Origin of the sequence: Moritella sp. Urea-trap-13 (assembly GCF_002836355.1) — a bacterium.
Taxonomy (GTDB): domain Bacteria; phylum Pseudomonadota; class Gammaproteobacteria; order Enterobacterales; family Moritellaceae; genus Moritella.
Map to the genome: position 1 here is coordinate 72,670 of NZ_PJCA01000040.1, position 19,528 is coordinate 92,197.

Here is a 19,528-nt window from a genome sequence, read left to right on the forward strand (position 1 = left end):
ACTCCAGTAAGGTAATGTAATTAAGCCCAGACCGCGTTTCGATATCTGGGCTTTTTTACATCTAGCTTTTTTCATCGTTGCTAATGTTGTAAGTGGTGCTACTAGCTGGCACTCCAAACTTGTTGACCAGTACGGCTGAAGTTATAACCGCCAAGTTGGTCGCCTTTGGCTTGGATCTCCATTGACGATAACGCCTGCAGTAATTGTTGCTGCAAAGTACGGAAGTAGATATTTTTCGGGATCACTAATTCAAACGCTTCAGTGCCTAGTGGAATAAAGCCCAAGCCAAATTCACCAGCTGTACTTTGACTGGCACAACCGACGTCTGCTTCACCACGGGCAATGCATGATGCTAATTCACGTTCACTGTGACACGTTTCAGCAGCGGTGAGCATATCGACCGTATAAGCATGATTGTGTAACCACTCTCCCAAAGCGCGCATGCTGCCAGCGCCTTCTTGACGAAGTGCCCAGCGCCAGCGTGACGTGAGTAATTCTGGTAAGTTTAACGAGCGTGAATTAACTAAATCAGCTAATTCCTTACTCACCACTAACCCTTGTTGACGTTCAAAAGCATGGATAAGTACCCAGTTTTTATGTCCTGGATATTGTTGTAATAAAGCCGGATGACGTAATGCTGCTTCTTCTGCGTGTCCCCAATGGATAGCGCATATGTCCACGTGGCCTTTACTGAGCATCGCTAAACCTTGGCGTGTACCAGTCGAGGTATAACCAACCAGTGCGGTACTGCCAAGTTTCTGCGCCATTTTTCCCACGACCAACTGTAACAGTGGATCATCTGAACCAGCGATAAGTAAGCGGTCGTTAAGCACGCCGTTATGACAAGACTCCAGTAACCATTTATCTAACATGGCTTTGGGAAATAACCATTTACCCGTTACTTTTGTCGCAGGCAAGTGACCATCATTCGCCAGGGTATAGACCTTTTTTTCATTTAGGTCTAAATACTCCGCCACTTGCTTTACATTCATAAACGCGGGAAATTGCTCATTCATGCAGGTTTACCGACAATGCTTGGGTTTTGTGTTGATTTAGCTGCTACTTCTACTACAGCTTGCACTTCTGCGTCTGGACCTTTGACATCTAAGATCAAGTTAGCCATGCCGTTATATACTTGAAAGCGATTACCTTTGGCGCGGGCCACCATAGTGATACCTAGCTTTTTAGCTAAATCGTAACCCATTTGTGTCGCACCAGAGCGCGATAGCAATACTGGAATACCCATTTGCGCGACTTTAATGACCATCTCAGAGGTGAGGCGACCGGTAGTATAAAAGATCTTATCCTCACCAGTTTGGCCTTTTAACCACATTTCCCCGGCCAAGGTATCAACTGCGTTGTGACGACCAACATCTTCGACAAACGACAAGATCTCGGTATCTTTGCATACTGCGCAACCATGGACGGCTCCGGCGGCTTTATAAGTCGCGTTATGATGCGTTAATGCTTCTAACAGCCCATACAACTTTGATTGAAGTAGCTCAGGTTGCGGCAGAGTGACACCTTCTAGTGTCTTCATGACATTACCAAACATGGTGCCTTGACCACAGCCTGAGGTAACTGTCTTCTTCGATAACTTAGCTTCTAAACCATCAGTACTCTCGTGCGTAATTACTGCGGCTGAATTAGTGTCCCAGTCAATGATTAATGATTCAATGGCACTGATGTCTTCAATAAACCCTTGGTTTTTTAAATACCCTAATACCAGATCGGCTGGGCGTGCGCCGAGTGTCATCACTGTCACGATTTCTACCCAATTTAAGTAGATCGTTAACGGGTGTTCACAGGCGATCTCCTTGGTCATGGTATCGCCATATTCATCCATGATGTCAACGGTAATAGTGTGCTCAACTGAAGAATTGGTTCTAATTATTTTTGGTAATTGCGGCATCCGAAATTCCTGTTGGTTTATATATCTATCAAGAGGTAAAGCAAAGTTCATTCCAACTTAACTGTTTTATTTGTCATTTCTTTCTAACTTGGTCTAAATTTTGCTGAGTAGGGGAAGTTAGGTAAAAAATTCTAAATAATTATAAAAATAGAATAAAGGAGCATGTGTGCAACTATGTGATGAAGATAAACACCTAAATAAAGGTGATGAACATAAGCGCTTAGAGAAAGACGAGTCAAGTTGGCCAATCGCCTTCAGTCTTCGCTCTGAAGAAAAGCAAGTTGGACGCTGGACTACTTTGTCTTGGTCTATTGAAGATGTTGAGTTGTATCAGCAAGTACCTGTTATCACTGCTACAGAAGATAGTAGCCGTGCTGGTAGTACAACTCACTATGAAAAAACGCTGTTTTTGTATCGCGATGAACGGACTGATTACCGTTTTAACCTCAGTTCACAAGACCCTCATCTATTTATTGTTTGTGAAGTAGCTGACGAGCAGTTTTCGCCATTACTTATCACTGCAGCGCAAAGTGTCGCCAGTAGCTATATGGATGGTGACTATCAAGTGCTGCATATTCAAATGCCATTACCAATACAAGCTTGGATGGAAGCATTCATTGGTAGAAATGGCGAACTGATTGAATTTAAAAAGAAACGTTGTAAAGACAGAAAAGGGCGTTCAAGTGGCCAGTAACTTTTTTCAACGTTGGTCAGATAGATCACTGGCGACAAAAGACCATGCAGAAACTGATTTAGAAGCAAGTAAAGACGTTGTTGCTGAACTGGATATCGACACTACTAATGACTCTGCACCTTATGAGACATCGGTTGTAGACTCTAATTCTGATTTATCTAACTCATCTACAGACCTGATTGATGAGCATGTCGAAGAAGTGCTGACTATTGATGATGCCGATAAGGTTACCTTTGATAGTGGCGTCGCTTCTTTTTTACAGCATGGCGTTGATAAGTCAGTAAAAAAAGCAGCGTTAGCAAAATTGTTTCATGCTGATGAATTTAACTATATCAGTGATATGGATGATCACACCGAGGACTTTTCTAATATACCTAAGCTTGATGAGAGTATCGCGAAACAGTTGCGCGGTTGGGTTAAGACAGTATTGGAAGAGCCTGAAGCTGAATTGATTGAAGAAACTAAACTCGTTGAAGAAAGTGAAGTATTAGCCGCCACGGAAACTGAACCGGAAACGGAAGTAATAGCAGCCCCAAAAGCCACTGTTGATGAAACGACTCAATCTATCTCGGCTGATAATAGTTCGACGTCTTGCGGTGGTGAAAAAAATTGCGGTGGTGAACAAAAAAACCAGCTTCAGCAATACCTTCAACAGACGGGTGAGACATAAAGGGACAAATAACCCTAATTTTAATCGGGACATTTTGTTCCATGCACGATTGTTTATAGCGACATTATGTCCCGTTTAGGAATAAGTAAACAATCCCTCTCTGACTTTAACTCTTTATAGGTCATTTTATTCCGTTAAAAGTTGGTTCGGTTATTGCTCTATTAGCTACAGCAAAATAGCGACAGCAAAAAGTACGAATATGAACGTACGCTAGCAGAGAGCAGCGAGTAATTACTCGCAGTTTAATCGACACCCTTATAACGGTGACGAGATACAGGAATAGCAATGTTAAAAAGTACTTTAGAAACATTTACTGATAGCAACGGTCAAGCACGCTTTGCGGCGATAGCCGATACCGTTGAATTATCTAATCTGATCCCGCCGACGGTATCTTACGAAAGTCGTGGCAACTTATTGATCATTGGTGCTTACGATATTATCACGGCACTAGCACCGCAATTTGCAACATTGAATTCAGTAACACTGCTGGCGACGTCTGCTGCAACAGATGCCGCGCCAGCGACGAACGATAGCAATGACAAAGTATTTTTTAGTAATGAAGTAACAATTAAAGGTTACCTTGGTGCGTTCGAAGTGAACTGCCGTGTAGCGGGTAGCTTACTGAGTACTTTTACCAATTTAGCGGAAGTGACCATTGGTGGTGATAGTTTTGATTTAGTCGTTGATATGAGCGCGGATAGCCTTATTCAAACCGAAATACCAGCGCCTGGTTATTACCCTGTTGGTAGCGGTAAAGCAGCGATTGCCGATGTCATTGAAACCTTACCTGAAATGCTAGGTACGTTTGATAAACCAAAATACTTTCGTTTAGACAATGATATTTGTGCGCATTCATCACGTGGCGTGGGCGGTTGTACGCGTTGTGTTGATGCTTGTCCTGCAGGTGCGTTAACCAGTAATGGTCACGCTATCGAAATTAATCCGTTCTTATGCCAAGGCGTAGGGACGTGTGCCACGGCTTGTCCGACTGAAGCGATTACTTACGCATTACCAGAACCAGAAAAGACTCAGAACTTTATTTACCGTTTATTAAACAGTTATCAAATGGCGGGTGGCGAACAGCCAACGATTTTATTCTTTGGTAATCGTGACGAACAAACGGTGGCAGAAAAATTACCGTTATTACCATCAAATGTTATTCCTATTGCTTTAGAAGAGCTGGCTACGGTTGGTGTTGATACTTGGTTTAGCGCCTTACTCTATGGTGCGCATCAAGTATTACTGGCCACTAACATCGCCTATATCCCGGCGACGATTGATCGCGTGCTTAATGATGAACTGGCCATTGCCAATACCTTCTTAACGGAGATGGGTTTTGAAGCCGGGCGTATTTGTTTGTTTGATTTAGATTCGGCAGCAGACTTTGTGGCGTTTACTCAACCGGTATTACCTGTTGTTGAGAATAAGATCGCCGTAATGGATAACGCGGTATTAGCAGAGCAACTGTCTGGCACTAAGCGTGAAAAATTATTTACTGCGTTAGATAAATTATCTGCACAAAGTCCACTGCAACCGACACATTCAGTCATGCCTGAAAATGCACCTTATGGCGGTGTGGAATGTAAAACCGATGATTGTACCTTGTGCATGGGTTGTGTCGCAGTGTGTCCAACGAGTGCATTACATGCTGTTGGTGATCGCCCTGGTCTACAGTTTAGAGAACAAGATTGTGTGCAGTGTGGTCTCTGTGAAAAAGCCTGTCCTGAACAAGTGATTAGTCTTAAACCGGGTCTGAATTGGGACGCGGAAAGTCGTCGTAGTGTGGTGATGATCCACGAAGAAGAGGCGGCTTGTTGTTTAAGTTGTGGCAAAGCGTTTGCACCTGCATCGATGATTGCCATGTTAACCGAGAAACTCCAAGGTCACAGCCAATTTCAAGGTGATGCAATTCGCCGTTTATCTATGTGTGAAGACTGTCGTGTTCGCGATATTTTTTCAGACATGGCTGACGATCCACTACGTCAGTTAAACGTGTAGGGCTACATTATGGGATCACAAAATATGTCACAGTCATTTACTGAAGATGCTGCATTGCGCATCGATATTTACAGCTTACTCGCACATTTATTACGTAAAGCACCTGATGCAGAGGTTATTGATTGGTTAGCGAATCTCGACGTTGATGCGCCGAATGCATTAATTCAAACCACGGGTATGTCAGCTGCTTGGCCACTATTGAAGTTGGCCGCACAAAAAACCTTATTAACAGCCGCGGAAGATGAATATCAAGACCTGTTTATTGGTATCGGCCATGGTGAAATTGTCCCGTTTGGCTCTTGGTTTCTTACCGGATCATTAATGGAAATGCCGCTTGCACATTTGCGTCATGATTTGAAAAAACTGGGTTTTCAACGTGATGAATCAGTAAAAGAACCGGAAGATCATATCGCCGCCTTGTTAGAAGTGATGACCATGTTGGTGAGCGAAAGTAATCATAGCGATCAAGCTGAGTTTTTTAATCGTCATATCGACACTTGGTTTGAACGTTTTTGCCAAGATTTGAAAAAAGCGAAAAGTGCCGTGTTTTACAGCGCAGTCGCAGAATTAGCTTGGCAATTTTTAAGTATTGAAAAAATACGTTTTATCGACGTAAAAAAATAATAACGATAAAGGAGCAAACTCGATGAGTAAACAAAATAAGCCGGATGAAGACCGTCGCCAACTGTTAAAAAACATTGGTTTAGGTGTTGCAGTAGGGGCTATCGCAACGGGTGTATCCACCACTGCGAATGCGTCTGTTGATAGCCAAGAAAAGAATGATAAACAAAAAAAAACAACAGGTTACCATGAAACTCAACACATTCGTGACTATTACGATACTTTGTAAGCGGAGCTCTAAATGAAATTAACTAAACGTTCCGATACGGTCAGTAAGGACGAAAAACAACTCGGTATTTCACGCCGTGCTTTTATGCGCAACTCTTCAATCGCTGCCGCAGGTGGTGCTGTTGGTGTGGGTATGTTCGCACCGGGCATGATGAAAAAGGCTGAAGCGAAATCAGTTGATGCTGAATCGCCAGTGGAAATTAAACGTACTATCTGCTCGCACTGTTCTGTGGGCTGCGGTATCTACGCTGAAGTACAAGAAGGTGTGTGGACAGGGCAAGAACCGGCATTTGATCACCCGTTCAATGCGGGCGGTCACTGTGCTAAAGGTGCAGCATTGCGTGAGCATGGTCATGGTGCTAAACGTCTAAAATATCCAATGAAGCTGGTTAACGGTAAATGGATAAAAATGAGCTGGGAAACAGCACTTGAAGAAGTTAGTCAGCAAGTGCTTAAGATCCGTGAAGAGTCAGGTCCTGATTCTGTGTACTGGTTAGGCTCAGCAAAACACAACAATGAACAAGCGTATTTGTTCCGTAAAATGGTATCGATGTGGGGCACCAACAATGTCGATCACCAAGCACGAATTTGTCACTCAACCACAGTAGCCGGCGTTGCCAATACTTGGGGTTATGGGGCGATGACGAACTCGCTTAATGACATGCATAACTGTAAATCTATCTTGTTCATTGGTTCAAACCCTGCTGAAGCACATCCTGTTGCTATGCAGCATATCCTCATCGCCAAAGAAAAGAACAGTTGTAAAATTGTGGTTGCCGACCCTCGTCGCACCCGTACTGCCGCAAAAGCCGATCATTACGTATCACTACGTCCTGGTTCTGACGTTGCCTTCGTTTGGGGTGTGCTATATCACGTCTTTAAAAATGAATGGGAAGATAAAGAATTTATCCATCAACGTGTTTATGGTATGGAAGAAGTCCGTGCTGAAGTGGCTAAATGGACACCTGCAGAAGTTGAACGTGTATCTGGTGTACCGGAAGCTGAAGTATATGAAACCGCAAAACTGTTATCTGAAAACCGTCCTGGTTGCGTAGTTTGGTGTATGGGTGGTACCCAGCATACAACGGGTAATAACAATACCCGCGCTTATTGTATCCTTGAACTTGCGTTAGGCAACATGGGTAAATCAGGCGGCGGTGCTAATATTTTCCGTGGTCATGATAACGTACAGGGCGCAACAGATTTTGGTGTGTTATCAGATAACTTACCGGGTTATTACGGTTTATCTGAAGGCGCATGGAAACACTGGGCTGGGGTATGGGATGTTGATTATGAATGGCTGAAAAACCGTTTTGATCAAAAAGACTACCGTGGCAAGCTGCCAATGAACCATGCTGGTATTCCGGTATCGCGTTGGATTGATGGCGTATTAGAAAACAAAGACAATATCGAACAGAACGATAATATCCGTGCCATGTTCTATTGGGGTCATGCGGTTAACTCACAAACCCGTGGTCCAGAAATGCGCACCGCAATGGGTAAACTGGACATGATGGTTATTGTTGACCCGTATCCAGGTGTTGCGGCGGTAATGAACGGTCGTACTGACAATGTTTATCTGTTACCAGCGACAACCCAGTTTGAAACTACAGGTTCGGTTACCGCAACAAACCGTTCAATCCAATGGCGTGACCAAGTAATTGAGCCATTGTTTGAGTCTAAACCCGATCACGAGATCATGTACTTGCTTGCCAAGAAACTGGGTTTAGATGAGCAGTTGTTTAAAAACATAGCGGTTAAAAATAACCAACCGGTGATTGAAGACATTACCCGTGAATATAACAAGGGTATGTGGACCATTGGTTATACTGGACAAAGTCCTGAACGCTTGAAAGCACACCAGAAAAATTGGCATACTTTCCATAAAACCACGCTCGCTGCTGAAGGTGGTGTTGTTGATGGTGAGACTTACGGTCTACCTTGGCCATGTTGGGGTACGCCAGAAATGAAACACCCTGGTACCCATATTCTTTATGACACATCTAAGCCTGTGGCACTGGGTGGCGGTAACTTCCGTGCCCGTTTTGGTGTTGAACGTAATGGCGAAAGCTTACTGGCTGTTGACAGTTATTCAAAAGACTGTGAGCTAGAAGGCGGCTTCCCAGAATTCAGTGACAAGTTACTTAAGCAACTTGGTTGGTGGGACGAACTTACCGTTGATGAGAAATCAAAAGCAGAAGGTAAGAACTGGAAAACTGATGTATCTGGCGGTATTCAACGTGTGGCAATTAAACACGGTTGTATCCCATTTGGTAACGCTAAAGCGCGAGCTGTGGTATGGACGTTCCCTGATGCGGTGCCAATTCATCGTGAACCTTTGTATACGCCACGTCGTGACTTAGTTGCTGATTATCCAACATGGGATGACAGTGAAGCGATGTTCCGTTTACCGACGTTATACAAATCAATCCAAGACAAAGATGTATCGGGCGAATACCCAATTATCTTAACTTCGGGTCGTTTGGTTGAGTATGAAGGTGGTGGTGATGAAACGCGTTCAAATCCTTGGTTAGCAGAATTACAGCAAGAAATGTTTGTTGAAGTTAACCCGAAAGATGCTAACGATTTAGGCTTTAGAGACGGTGAAATGGTATGGGTTGAAGGTCCTGAAAAAGGTCGTATCCATGTGAAAGCTATGGTTACACGTCGGGTTAAACCGGGACTGGCCTTTCTGCCGTTCCATTTTGGTGGTTATTTCCAAGGTGAAGATTTACGCGGGAACTACCCTGAAGGTTCAACGCCCTATGTATCGGGCGAATCAGCAAATATTGTAACAACCTATGGTTATGATCCTGTGACACAAATGCAGGAAACGAAAGTAACCCTCTGTAAGATCTTTAAAGCGTAAGGAGTCATTCCGATGGCGAGTATGAAATTTTTGTGTGACTCTAAACGTTGTATTGAATGCAATGGTTGTGTTACCGCATGTAAGAACGAAAATGATGATGCCCTAGAATGGGGTATCCAACGCCGCCGTGTTGTTACTTTAAACGACGGTGAACCGGGTGAAAGCTCAATCTCTGTAGCATGTATGCATTGTACCGATGCACCGTGTATGGCTGTTTGTCCTGCAGATTGCTTTGAACGTACTGAAGATGGCATCGTGCTTCACGACAAAGACTTGTGTATCGGTTGTGGTTATTGTTTGTTTGCTTGTCCATTTGGCGCGCCGCAATTTCCAAAACAAGATGCCTTTGGTGAACGTGGCAAAATGGACAAATGTACCTTCTGTGCTGGTGGACCAAATGTAGAAGACGGTTCTGCAGAAGAGAAAGAAAAATACGGCGCTAACCGTATTGCTGAAGGTAAGTTACCTATGTGTGCATCGCTTTGTTCTACTAAAGCTTTGCTTGCTGGTGATGCATCTAAGATCTCTGATGTTTATGCTGAGCGTGTTGTTGCGCGTGGTGCGAAAAATGCAGGTTGGGCAAGTACTGCTGACCTCGCTTATGACGCAAGCAAACCGCAAGAAAGCTAATATAGATTCGCTGGTTAATGCAAATTAGCTAGCCGTCATCACGTGGATATGAACTGATTATTATTGTTTGGTTCATCCTCATTGATTAGCAGTAATACCGATTAGTTTTAATATAAGCATAGGCAGTTGGTTTCGTGATAAACCGCTGTCTATTTAGCGCTGTTGTGTAGACACAGTGAGGAGATTTAATGACTAAGCGAATTCAACATTGGTTCACTCTATTGGTGAGTGTATTAATGCTGAGCTTTACCTTGTCAGCACTTGCGAGTGAAACCGCAGATAACAAGACGAGCAGTGAACGTTTAGGCGAATCGTCAGTAAAAGGTGAGCTTGCTGGTTTTGCAGGCGCTGATTATTGGCGTGCAGTACGAGATGGTCAAGAGGGGTACACCACATCAAAATCACCGGAACACGGTGTATTGATCAGTGTACCGGGACAAGCTTGGTTTATTCTGAAAGAGAAGTGGATGTCACCATTAGGGGCATTAGCGATTTTTGGCAGTATCGGGTTAGTGGTACTGGCTTATTTTACTATTGGTCCACTGCGATTAAGTAAAGCTAAAACCGGCCGGAAGATTAAACGTTGGAGTCTGGTCGATCGTACTTTACATTGGAGTATGGCCTTTACCTTTTTAAGTCTCGCCGTGACGGGACTGACTTTGGTGTATGGGAAACACTTTATTAAACCGATTATTCCGCGTGATATTTGGGCGATGATTATTTATGGTGTAAAACAATATCATAACTATGTCGGCCCATTGTTTGCCATCTTACTGTTTACGGTGATGATAAAATGGTGGCGTAAGAGTCTGTTTACTAAGGTCGATATTAAGTGGTTCATGAAAATGGGCGGTATGGTCGGTAAACATAAAGGCACGCACCCATCTGCAGACTTCTCTAACGGTGGTGAAAAAGCGCTGTTTTGGTTACTGATATTTTGTGGTGTGTTCATTATCTTTAGCGGCTTTATTCTCGATTTCCCGCTGTTTGATCAAACTCGTCGTGATATGGAACTATCGAATCTAGTGCATATGCTGGCATCGTTAGTATTGATCTGTGGTTTTGTATTCCATATCTATGTTGGCTTAGTGGGTATTGAAGCATCACTAGAAGGCATGGTTACTGGCGAAGTTGATGAAACGTGGGCCAAAGAGCACCATGATATCTGGTATGAAAAAGTAAAAGACTTACCAGAGAATCAGCCTACAAGCGAATCGCCATCAAAATCAGATGATAAGTGATAAGTGATAAGTGATAAGTAATAAGTAATAAGTAATAATAAGAGTAGATGTAATTGGGACATAGTGGCGTGATGTGAGCACGCCACTATTTTATTTATAGCGGTTTTTTAACGCTACGTCGTTGCTAACGTAGGATTAAATGAGTTTTCTGTAATAACATTCTGTCATCACCGAAAGGATTAGTACTAAACACGACCCTGTAGTGGTACAACGCGCACCAAATCGCCAATTTCTGCATTTGCCTGTTCAGGTAATACTTCAACCAAGCAATTCGCTTCACTCATCGAACGTAAGATGCCTGAGCCTTGCTGTCCGGTACTTTTTACGGTTAAACGACCGTTAGCATCAAACCCAAAAATACCACGGGTATACTCAGTGCGATTAGGGCGAGAGCGGAATCTTTCTGTTGCCACAGCATTGAATACTTGTGGCTGCCAATTGTCCATGCCCTGCAGCTTGCGGATCGCAGGTTCGACAAATTGTAAAAACACCACCATCACCGCCACCGGATTACCCGGTAATCCAAAAAACGGCGTGTCATCGATGTGACCAAAGGCAAGCGGCCGACCTGGGCGCATATTGATACGCCAAAAGTTAATTTGTCCGAGTTTTGCTAATACCGTCTTAATGTAATCAGCATCGCCAACCGATACACCTCCAGAAGATAAGATCAAATCAGCTTGCTGGCTGCCTTGCGCTAAGGTGGCTTCCAATGCTGCTTCATTGTCTTCGATAATGCCTAAGTCAATCACTTCACAACCTGCTTGCGTTAACATCGCGTGTAAGGTGTAACGGTTTGAATCGTAGATACAGTTATTCTTTTGCGCTTCACCCGGATGTTGAACTTCATCACCGGTGGAGAAAATCGCCACGCGAATCGCTCTTTTTACGGATACTTGATTGATCCCCAGTGAGGCGATCATGCCTAACTCTGGTGCGGTGATCTTGCTATTCGCAGCAACGGCTGTTTGGCCTAATGCCAGATCTTCACCTGCTTGACGCACGTTTTGACCAGGATGAATCGCTGCAATTGTCAGATCAAAGCGTACTGTATTCTTTACTGAATTGTCTAGAGCATCGTTCGTTTGCTGTGCTTGCTCGCGCATGACGACAGTATCAGCACATTCTGGTACCGCGGCACCTGTCATGATGCGTACTGCTTGACCTTTTTCGAGCGGTAAGTCGTAGCTGTGCCCAGCCATGACATGGGCTACCACGTCATAGTCTGCACAGGTTAAATCGTCACCACGAATGGCATAACCATCCATTGCTGAATTGGTGTGTTGCGGTACATTGACGGGCGATAGAATGTCATGTGCGACAATTTGACCCAAAGCTGCTTTTAAATCAACAGTCTGCGTTTGCTTAATTGGTACAATATGACCAAGAATACGATCACGGCCTTCTGCTACCGAGAGCATGCCTTGTGGTGTTAGATCGCCACATTGCAAACCTTGTGGTCTTACTGTTGCACTGGTACCAACTTCACCTTGAATAAAACGCACCACAAAATCAGTGATCTGTTCAAGGTTATTAATATCCAGTTGTGGTAATGCGATTTGCTCTGGTAAAAGCGCTGGCACTGCTACATTGGCTGCAACGGCAATAATATTATCGTCTGTTGGATGCAACCAAGGTTTGCCTACTTCACTACGGTGTAGTTCAATCTTAGGGAAACTGAGATTTTTAAAGCCTTCAACCAAAATAAGGTCGAGCTTAGTTTGATCTAGTTGGGCGATCAAATGCGGTAATGTTGCTTCCTCATCAGGGGTTTCCGTGACGAGCGCACGGCGACAACGAGATGAAATCAGCATTTGACTCGCACCAGCTTTGCGTAAGCGGTGGCTGTCTTTGCCCGGTTGGTCGATATCAAAATCGTGGTGCGCATGTTTAATCACCGCAACCCGGATCCCACGCGCCACCAACTTGGGTAACATGGCTTCGAGTAGTGTGGTCTTGCCTGTACCACTAAATGCTGCAAAGCCGAGTAAAGGTAATGATGCGTATATTTTACTCATTGTTGTTGACTCATTTTGTTTGTCCAAATTGGACTAATTCTACTGGGGTATTTAAATTAACGAAGGCGTCTGGCTGATCGCTAAAATCTACCGTGAGCATATTGCACTGACGATACAACAGGATGATTTTACGATCGCCATTATCTAAAAATGCTTCTAATTTCGGTAAAATGCGACGATGTAATAGTGTCACCACAGGTTGAATATGTTCACCATCATGGGCCACGAGAATATCGGTATCGGCTTGACAAGCGCTGGCCATACGCGCGACTAAATCATGGGGTAATTGTGGGCAGTCACAAGGTACAAAGCCAATCCACTCTGAATCAGCTAAATGTAAAATAGCAGCATGCATACCACCGAGTGGTCCTGGGTAACCTTGTAATTGATCGCCAAACACGGCGCCATATTGGCTATAACTGTCTTGGTTGCGATTGGCGTTAATAGCAATATCAGCTGTCTGCGGTGCTAAAGTATCGATAACATGTTCAATCATGGCTTTACCCGCTAATTGTACTAACCCTTTATCATTTCCACCCATGCGGCTTGCTTGCCCGCCTGCTAAAATTACCCAACTTGTTTGTTCAGCCGAAAGCATAGTTATCCTTATCTTTTTTAATGAGCTGTAAATCTGCTCGTTCGATTAGTTTGCTATTGCTAATGCACCACTGACGGCGACAAAGTGCGGTAAGCGCATTTTGCTGGTGGCTGGTGATGACTAAGGTTGAGCCGCGCTCGAGTAAATCTTTGGCTAACACCACTTGGCGTTCAATGGATTCTTTATCCATGCTGGCACTTGATTCGTCCATCAATAGCACGCTCGGTTTTAGTACCCAAGCTCTTGCCATTGCTACGCGTTGGCGTTCGCCACCTGACAATACCGAAATATGTTCATTAGCTAAGGTCTCTAACCCTACCATACGTAAGGCTGTTATCGCTTCACTTCGTTGTGCTTGGCGACCTCTTATGGCGAATTTTAAACCATAACAGACATTATCCAGTACGCTACCATCAAACATATACGGTGTTTGATGCATATAGATAACACCATTTTTCGCATTACTTTTAAATAAACGGCTAAACCAGTGCTGACACTGCAGATTAACTTTCCCTGTGGTCGGGCTTTGTAAGCCGGATAATATTTTTAACAGGGTGGTTTTACCCACGCCATTGGCTCCTGTGAGGTAAATCGCTTCTTGCGGGCCGAATTTAAGGTGAGGTATGTGAAATAGCAGCCGATCTTTAAAGCGGATTGAGATATCTTCTGCTTGAATAGTAATTTGCGACATGACCTATACCTCAGCCTAGTTGGTACGCAAGTGGGCTTTACCACGGGCGATAGATAATAAAAAATTAAGTCCTAGTGCCAAGATCAATAACACCATGCCTAGGGCGACCCCTTGTGCAAACGCGCCTTTTGAACTTTCTAGGGCGATTGCGGTGGGGATATTACGGGTCGAATTGAGAATATTACCGCCGACCATCATCGAACAGCCAACTTCGGTAATAATACGACTAAATGCAGCGATAACCGCGGCAAGTAACGGGAATCGACATTCCCACATCAAACTTAACAAGGCGCGGGGTAAACTTGCCCCTAATGTCAGTGCGGTTTCCCAGGCACGGCGATCACTGTTTTGGAACGCGGCGTGCATCATTGATACTAAAATCGGAAAACACACTAGCATCTGTCCCAAGATCATCGCTTTTTGGGTAAACAGCATTTGCCAATCACCGAGTGGACCAGCGCGAGACAGCATCATATAAAGTAACAAGCCAATCACCACCGTGGGGATGGATTGGCAGGTATTAAATAAAGACAGTATTAACCAGCGCCCAGGGAATTTTCCGTAGGCGAGGGCAAAGGCGATCACTAATGCTGGTACGAGAACCAAGGTGATCGCCAGCAAAGACACTGAGAATGACACACCAACAATTCCCCACAGTGCCATATCGCCACTGAAGAGAAGTTGTACTGCGTCTTGGGTCGTTTGCCAGATATTCATTAGCTATCTAAGTTACTCGTTCGTTGATTAAGACTTGGCATTAGCTACAAATAATTGTTCGCCACCACGTTTATAACTGTTGATCATAGTCTGTGCTTTTGGATTCACTAACCAATCGCTGAAAATCTTTGCACCTTGATAGTTGATGCTTGGGTAACGGCTTGGGTTCACTAAGATAACTTGGTACGGGTTAAATAAACGTTTGTCACCTTGCACTACAATCTGCAGGTCGAGTTTGTTTTGGTAAGCTAACCAAGTACCGCGGTCAGTTAATGTGTATGCCTGTAGTTCCGATGCCATGTTCAGTGTTGGTCCCATGCCTTGGCCTACCGCTTTGTAGCCAGTAAAGTTGGGTTCCATTTTAGTTTGTGCCCACAGACCTAATTCTTTCTTGTTAGTCCCTGAGTCATCACCACGAGAGATGAAAGTAGCGTTGTAAGATGCGATGCCAGCGAGTGCTTTTACTACATCTTTATCGGTATTGATTTTTGCAGGATCATTTTTTGGACCAACCAAGACAAAATCGTTATACATCAATTTACGTGGTAGTACGCCGTAACCTGCCTCAACAAATTTAGCTTCGGCTTTTGCCGCGTGAGTCATCACCAAATCAACATCGCCATTTTGACCCATACGTAATGATTTACCGGTGCCCGCTGCAAGTACGTCGACTGTGTAACCTGTGTCTTTTTTGAATTCAGGCAGTAAGAAATCAAGCAGTCCTGAATGGTAAGTACTGGTGGTCGTAGCCAAACGGATCTTCATGTCGTCTGCGGCATTAACACCTGTGGTTGTTGCAAGTGCGAATAGCGCAAGTAATGTTTGGATACATGTCATCGGTATTACAGTCATCGGTTTTACAGTCATTAGGTCTTCCTGACGTTTAAGTTAGCTATATAAGAAAAGTTAGTTGAAAAATCACAGTATTTGTCGTTATAAAGCAAATTAGATGCCAAATTAAAAAATACACCATATAAAACACTATATCTACCAATAAGTAGTTAATTTAAAAGGTAAATAATATTTTTATTAAATTGAGTGAAAATAAAGGCTTGAAACAGTTTTGACTTTGTTAGTCGATATGAGACAAAATGTCGCAACTTAAAAATTACGGTAGTTATTTATATTTATGTCTGAATTTACTTCTTCTCCCTCTTGGGCTGCAGTCTCGGTACTTGTTGTTGATGATGAACCGGGTATGCGCGCGATCTTAAAGAAAGCCTTAAGCAAAAAATTTGCGCAAGTTGATACCGCGGGTAGCATCGAAGAAGGGGAAGAACTGCGTAAGCGTTGTCATTTCGATTTATTGATTGTCGATATCAACTTACCGGGTCGTTCAGGTATTGAATGGCACGAAGCATTTGATCCGCAAACGCGCCGCAGCGATGTGATCTTCATGACAGGTTATGCGGATTTAGATACTGCGATTAAAGCCTTGCGTGCTGGTGCATCCGATTTTATTTTAAAGCCGTTTAACCTCGAGCAAATGATGCAATCGGTGAGTCGTTGTATCGAGCGCCGTTTAGTTGAACGTCAGAACTTTGCCTTGCAGCGCGATATTGAACGCACCTTCCCGATAGATATTATTGGTGACGCCAGCAAAACCTTGGCGATGAAAAAACTGATCACGCAGATTGCGCCGTCGATGGCCGCTGTATTAGTCGAAGGTGAGTCTGGCACGGGTAAAGAATTAGTCGCGCGAGCGTTGCATCAGTTGAGTTTACGCAATGGTCCTTTTGTGCCGTTAAACTGTGGATCTATTGCCCCAGATTTATTAGAAAGTGAATTGTTTGGTCATACTCAAGGGGCGTTTACTGGCGCTAAAAAAAGCCGTGAAGGGTTATTCCGCGTCGCTAATGGCGGTACGCTATTTCTGGATGAGATTGGTGAAATGCCATTAGCCATGCAGTCATCGTTATTACGAGTATTAGAGCAAAAAGCTATCCGCCCAGTCGGTGGTGAACGCGAGATCCCCGTTGATGTACGTATTGTTGCAGCGACTAACCGTAATTTAAAACAAGAAGTCGATGCAGGCCGTTTTCGTCAAGATCTGTATTATCGTCTAAATGTATTAACGGTTGAGTTACCACCGCTGCGTGATCGCGTTGAAGATATTCCGGCATTGGCGCATCACTTTACCTTGAAGTTGTCTAATGATTTAGGCATGAAAAGCGTAAGCTGGACGCATGAAGATATACAAGCTATGCAAGCATATGACTGGCCAGGTAACATTCGTGAATTACGCAATATGATGGAGCGCTGTATTTTGCTGGGTAAACCGCCTGCGGAATATTGGCGCGAGCTACAAGGTGATATAGTGCCGTTAGCAAGAGCGGCTATTACTGAGTTTGAACAAGCCAGTATCGATGAAGCTAATCTACAAAACCCATGTCACTGTTCATCAATAATCGATGGTGATGAAGAGCAATATTGCTATCCAACGGCATGGACATTAAAACAAGTCGAAAAAGCACATATCATGCAGGTTGTTGATTCTCATGAAGGGAATAAATCAGCAGCGGCGCGTAAGCTTGGCGTAGCACGTAAAACGTTAGAGCGTAAATATAAAGAATGGATTGATGAAGCTGCCTTATGAAAATGAAGCAATTTATACTGTTATGGATTAAACGTTTTCGGACTATGGTGCGTTACCGCTTGTTGGTGCTTACCTCTGTACCGATTATTCTGACGTTATTTGCGTTGTTCGCACTGGCCATGTATTGGACTGTGACGTATACCTGGCAAAATGCCTTAATGAATGTAAAAGCAGATCGTACGGTGGCACATAATAGCATTGCTCTGTTGCAGAAAGAGCAGCGCCTGCAGCTTAAATCGTTGTCATCTTCGTACGATTTTCAGCAATTATTACGCACCGATAAAGCTAAATTGCCCGCTTGGGTAAAGCAACAGACAGCAAGTAATTCGTTGGACTTTGTGGTGTTACATCCGGCTACAGATTTGGATACTTTCCCATTAGTGAATCAGCAGTCATTACTGGCGGGTAAAGCACAAACATTTTTTCAAGTATTAAACAGTGAGCAGTTGTTCGCGCTGAACAAAAATCTGCCCATCAATGCGCAAATCCCGTTATTACGGGAAAACAAGTTAGAGTCAAAAGGCTTAGTTAGCCGTAATTTACTGCCTATTTTTGATAATAATAAGCAGCTACAATGGATTGTTGATGGCGGTATGTTATTAAATAACAGTACCTTGTTAGTTGATCGTATTCGTGACCTTGTTTATACCCCTGGAAAATTGCCGTTGGGCAGTATTGGTACGGTAACGCTGTTTATGGATGATATTCGGGTGAGCACGAATGTACCATTAGACAGTGATGCAATTAACGGACGTGCTATTGGTACCCGGGTTTCTGCTGAGGTGAAGCAGCAAGTTCTGATTGATGGACAGGAGTGGGTGGGTCGTGCTTTTGTTTATGACAATTGGTATATCTCTGCTTATGAACCATTACGTGATTATGATGGTAATGTCATCGGCATGCTGTATACGGGCTATTTAGAATGGCCATTAGTCGAAACATTTTTAACCAATATTGCGGAATTTAGTGTCGGGATTATTGCGGTATTATTACTCTCGGGTGGCTTGGTATATCGTGGTGCGCGTGATTTATTCAGGCCGATAGAGAAGATCCACAATGTGGTGAGAGTGGTACCGCTAGGACTAAATCGTCGTATTGGCGATCTGGGGTTATGTAAAGATCATGAGTTAGCGGCATTTGGTCAGCAATTTGATTCCATGCTCGATCAATTAGAGCAACGCAATGATGTGATTAAACAAGCGTCTGTGGAGCTTGAAGATAAAGTGCGTACGCGTACCCAAAGTTTACATGATAAAACCCAAGAGTTAGAACAGTACATTAAGTTATTAAATCAAACCCGTAGTAAACTGGTGATGAGTGAAAAACTGGCAGCGCTGGGCGAACTCACCGCTGGTATTGCCCATGAAATTAATAATCCGACCGCAGTTATTTTAGGTAATGTGGAGTTGTTGCAACTTGAGCTCGGCGATGACAGCCTGCGGGTGAGCGAAGAGCTAGAAGCGATCCACGAACAAATCGATCGTATCCGTAATATTACCCGTAGCTTACTGCAGTACAGTCGCCAAGGTGGTGTGCAAGATGAAGTTACTTGGCAGCATTTAAACCTTATCGTTAAAGAAAGTCTGACCTTGGTTCGTTCCGGCACCAAATCCGCCAATGTCCAAGTTGAATCGCAACTCGAAGCCAAATGCTGCGTGGAAGTGAATCGTCATCAATTGTTGCAAGTATTGGTTAATTTGCAAATGAATGGTGTGCATGCCATGGATGACAAAGGCCTGTTGAAGATTAAAACTGAAGATTGGTACGATGATAACGGTGATGTTATTGGCGCAGCTGTGCATATTAGCGATCATGGTTGTGGTATTAGCGAAGATAATTTAGCGCGTATTTTTGATCCGTTTTTTACTACGCGTCGCAGCGGTACTGGTTTAGGGCTATCGGTGAGTCAAACGATCATTAGTGAGGTCGGTGGTAAGATATCGGTGCAATCAGATCTGGGTATCGGTTCGACATTTTCGATTTATTTACTCGAAAAAGCGGTCGTGCATAATGAACTATTGTTGCCTGTTGAGGTGTATTAGCGG

The 19,528-nt window shown here is 43.8% G+C and carries 17 protein-coding genes; 10 read left to right on the forward strand and 7 right to left on the reverse strand.

Annotation, left to right across the window (positions count from 1 at the left end; translation table 11 throughout):
* Positions 1–101: 101 nt before the first annotated feature.
* Positions 102–1,016 (reverse strand): helix-turn-helix transcriptional regulator, encoded by a 915-nt coding sequence (locus CXF93_RS20855; protein WP_101064426.1) that lies wholly within the window; start codon positions 1,014–1,016, stop codon positions 102–104.
* Positions 1,013–1,912, reverse strand: coding sequence for a formate dehydrogenase accessory sulfurtransferase FdhD (locus CXF93_RS20860; RefSeq protein ID WP_101064427.1), 900 nt, complete (start codon positions 1,910–1,912; stop codon positions 1,013–1,015). Before CXF93_RS20860 ends, CXF93_RS20855 begins: the two co-directional genes overlap by 4 nt.
* Before the next feature lie 166 nt (positions 1,913–2,078).
* Between CXF93_RS20860 and CXF93_RS20865 the strand changes: the two genes are divergently transcribed.
* The 8 genes from CXF93_RS20865 (at position 2,079) to CXF93_RS20900 (ending at position 10,863) form a co-directional block, all read left to right on the forward strand.
* The gene (locus CXF93_RS20865) at positions 2,079–2,606 is read left to right on the forward strand and encodes a DUF3305 domain-containing protein (RefSeq protein ID WP_101064428.1); all 528 of its coding nucleotides are present in this window, start codon (positions 2,079–2,081) and stop codon (positions 2,604–2,606) included.
* Positions 2,596–3,276 carry a DUF3306 domain-containing protein gene (locus CXF93_RS20870; RefSeq protein WP_101064429.1) on the forward strand — a complete coding sequence of 227 codons (681 nt, stop codon included), beginning with the start codon at positions 2,596–2,598 and terminating at the stop codon, positions 3,274–3,276. Before CXF93_RS20865 ends, CXF93_RS20870 begins: the two co-directional genes overlap by 11 nt.
* Before the next feature lie 285 nt (positions 3,277–3,561).
* The gene (locus CXF93_RS20875) at positions 3,562–5,274 is read left to right on the forward strand and encodes a 4Fe-4S dicluster domain-containing protein (protein WP_101064430.1); all 1,713 of its coding nucleotides are present in this window, start codon (positions 3,562–3,564) and stop codon (positions 5,272–5,274) included.
* Between the two features lie 9 nt (positions 5,275–5,283).
* Positions 5,284–5,898: a molecular chaperone gene (locus tag CXF93_RS20880; protein ID WP_017221973.1), complete on the forward strand. Its 615-nt coding sequence runs from the start codon at positions 5,284–5,286 to the stop codon at positions 5,896–5,898.
* A gap of 22 nt (positions 5,899–5,920) precedes the next feature.
* Positions 5,921–6,124 carry a twin-arginine translocation signal domain-containing protein gene (locus CXF93_RS20885; RefSeq protein WP_101064431.1) on the forward strand — a complete coding sequence of 68 codons (204 nt, stop codon included), beginning with the start codon at positions 5,921–5,923 and terminating at the stop codon, positions 6,122–6,124.
* A 12-nt stretch (positions 6,125–6,136) separates the two neighbouring features.
* Positions 6,137–8,992: a formate dehydrogenase subunit alpha gene (locus CXF93_RS20890; RefSeq protein WP_101064432.1), complete on the forward strand. Its 2,856-nt coding sequence runs from the start codon at positions 6,137–6,139 to the stop codon at positions 8,990–8,992.
* A 12-nt stretch (positions 8,993–9,004) separates the two neighbouring features.
* The gene (gene fdh3B, locus CXF93_RS20895; RefSeq protein WP_101064433.1) at positions 9,005–9,622 is read left to right on the forward strand and encodes a formate dehydrogenase FDH3 subunit beta; all 618 of its coding nucleotides are present in this window, start codon (positions 9,005–9,007) and stop codon (positions 9,620–9,622) included.
* Positions 9,623–9,810: 188 nt separating this feature from the next.
* Positions 9,811–10,863 carry a formate dehydrogenase subunit gamma gene (locus CXF93_RS20900; protein ID WP_101064434.1) on the forward strand — a complete coding sequence of 351 codons (1,053 nt, stop codon included), beginning with the start codon at positions 9,811–9,813 and terminating at the stop codon, positions 10,861–10,863.
* Between the two features lie 185 nt (positions 10,864–11,048).
* On the opposite strand, the gene CXF93_RS20905 is transcribed toward CXF93_RS20900, so the two are convergent.
* The 5 genes from CXF93_RS20905 to CXF93_RS20925 are packed head-to-tail and all read right to left on the reverse strand — an operon-like array spanning position 11,049 to position 15,739.
* Positions 11,049–12,881 (reverse strand): bifunctional molybdopterin-guanine dinucleotide biosynthesis adaptor protein MobB/molybdopterin molybdotransferase MoeA, encoded by a 1,833-nt coding sequence (locus CXF93_RS20905; RefSeq protein ID WP_101064435.1) that lies wholly within the window; start codon positions 12,879–12,881, stop codon positions 11,049–11,051.
* Between the two features lie 10 nt (positions 12,882–12,891).
* A complete protein-coding gene (gene mobA, locus CXF93_RS20910) occupies positions 12,892–13,479 on the reverse strand; it encodes a molybdenum cofactor guanylyltransferase MobA (protein ID WP_101064436.1) in 588 nt (195 codons plus the stop codon).
* Positions 13,466–14,170: an ATP-binding cassette domain-containing protein gene (locus CXF93_RS20915; RefSeq protein WP_101064437.1), complete on the reverse strand. Its 705-nt coding sequence runs from the start codon at positions 14,168–14,170 to the stop codon at positions 13,466–13,468. The genes mobA and CXF93_RS20915 overlap by 14 nt, the downstream gene beginning before the upstream one ends.
* A 15-nt stretch (positions 14,171–14,185) precedes the next feature.
* Entirely contained in the window at positions 14,186–14,887 is a 702-nt protein-coding gene (locus tag CXF93_RS20920; protein WP_101064438.1) for an ABC transporter permease, read from the reverse strand.
* Positions 14,888–14,914: 27 nt separating this feature from the next.
* Entirely contained in the window at positions 14,915–15,739 is an 825-nt protein-coding gene (locus tag CXF93_RS20925; RefSeq protein ID WP_101064632.1) for a substrate-binding domain-containing protein, read from the reverse strand.
* Positions 15,740–16,016: 277 nt separating this feature from the next.
* On the opposite strand from CXF93_RS20925, the gene CXF93_RS20930 reads away from it, so the two are divergent.
* On the forward strand, positions 16,017–17,483 hold the full coding sequence (locus CXF93_RS20930; protein ID WP_101064439.1) for a sigma-54 dependent transcriptional regulator: 1,467 nt from the start codon (positions 16,017–16,019) through the stop codon (positions 17,481–17,483).
* The gene (locus CXF93_RS20935) at positions 17,480–19,525 is read left to right on the forward strand and encodes a cache domain-containing protein (protein ID WP_101064440.1); all 2,046 of its coding nucleotides are present in this window, start codon (positions 17,480–17,482) and stop codon (positions 19,523–19,525) included. The genes CXF93_RS20930 and CXF93_RS20935 overlap by 4 nt, the downstream gene beginning before the upstream one ends.
* Positions 19,526–19,528 lie beyond the last annotated feature (3 nt).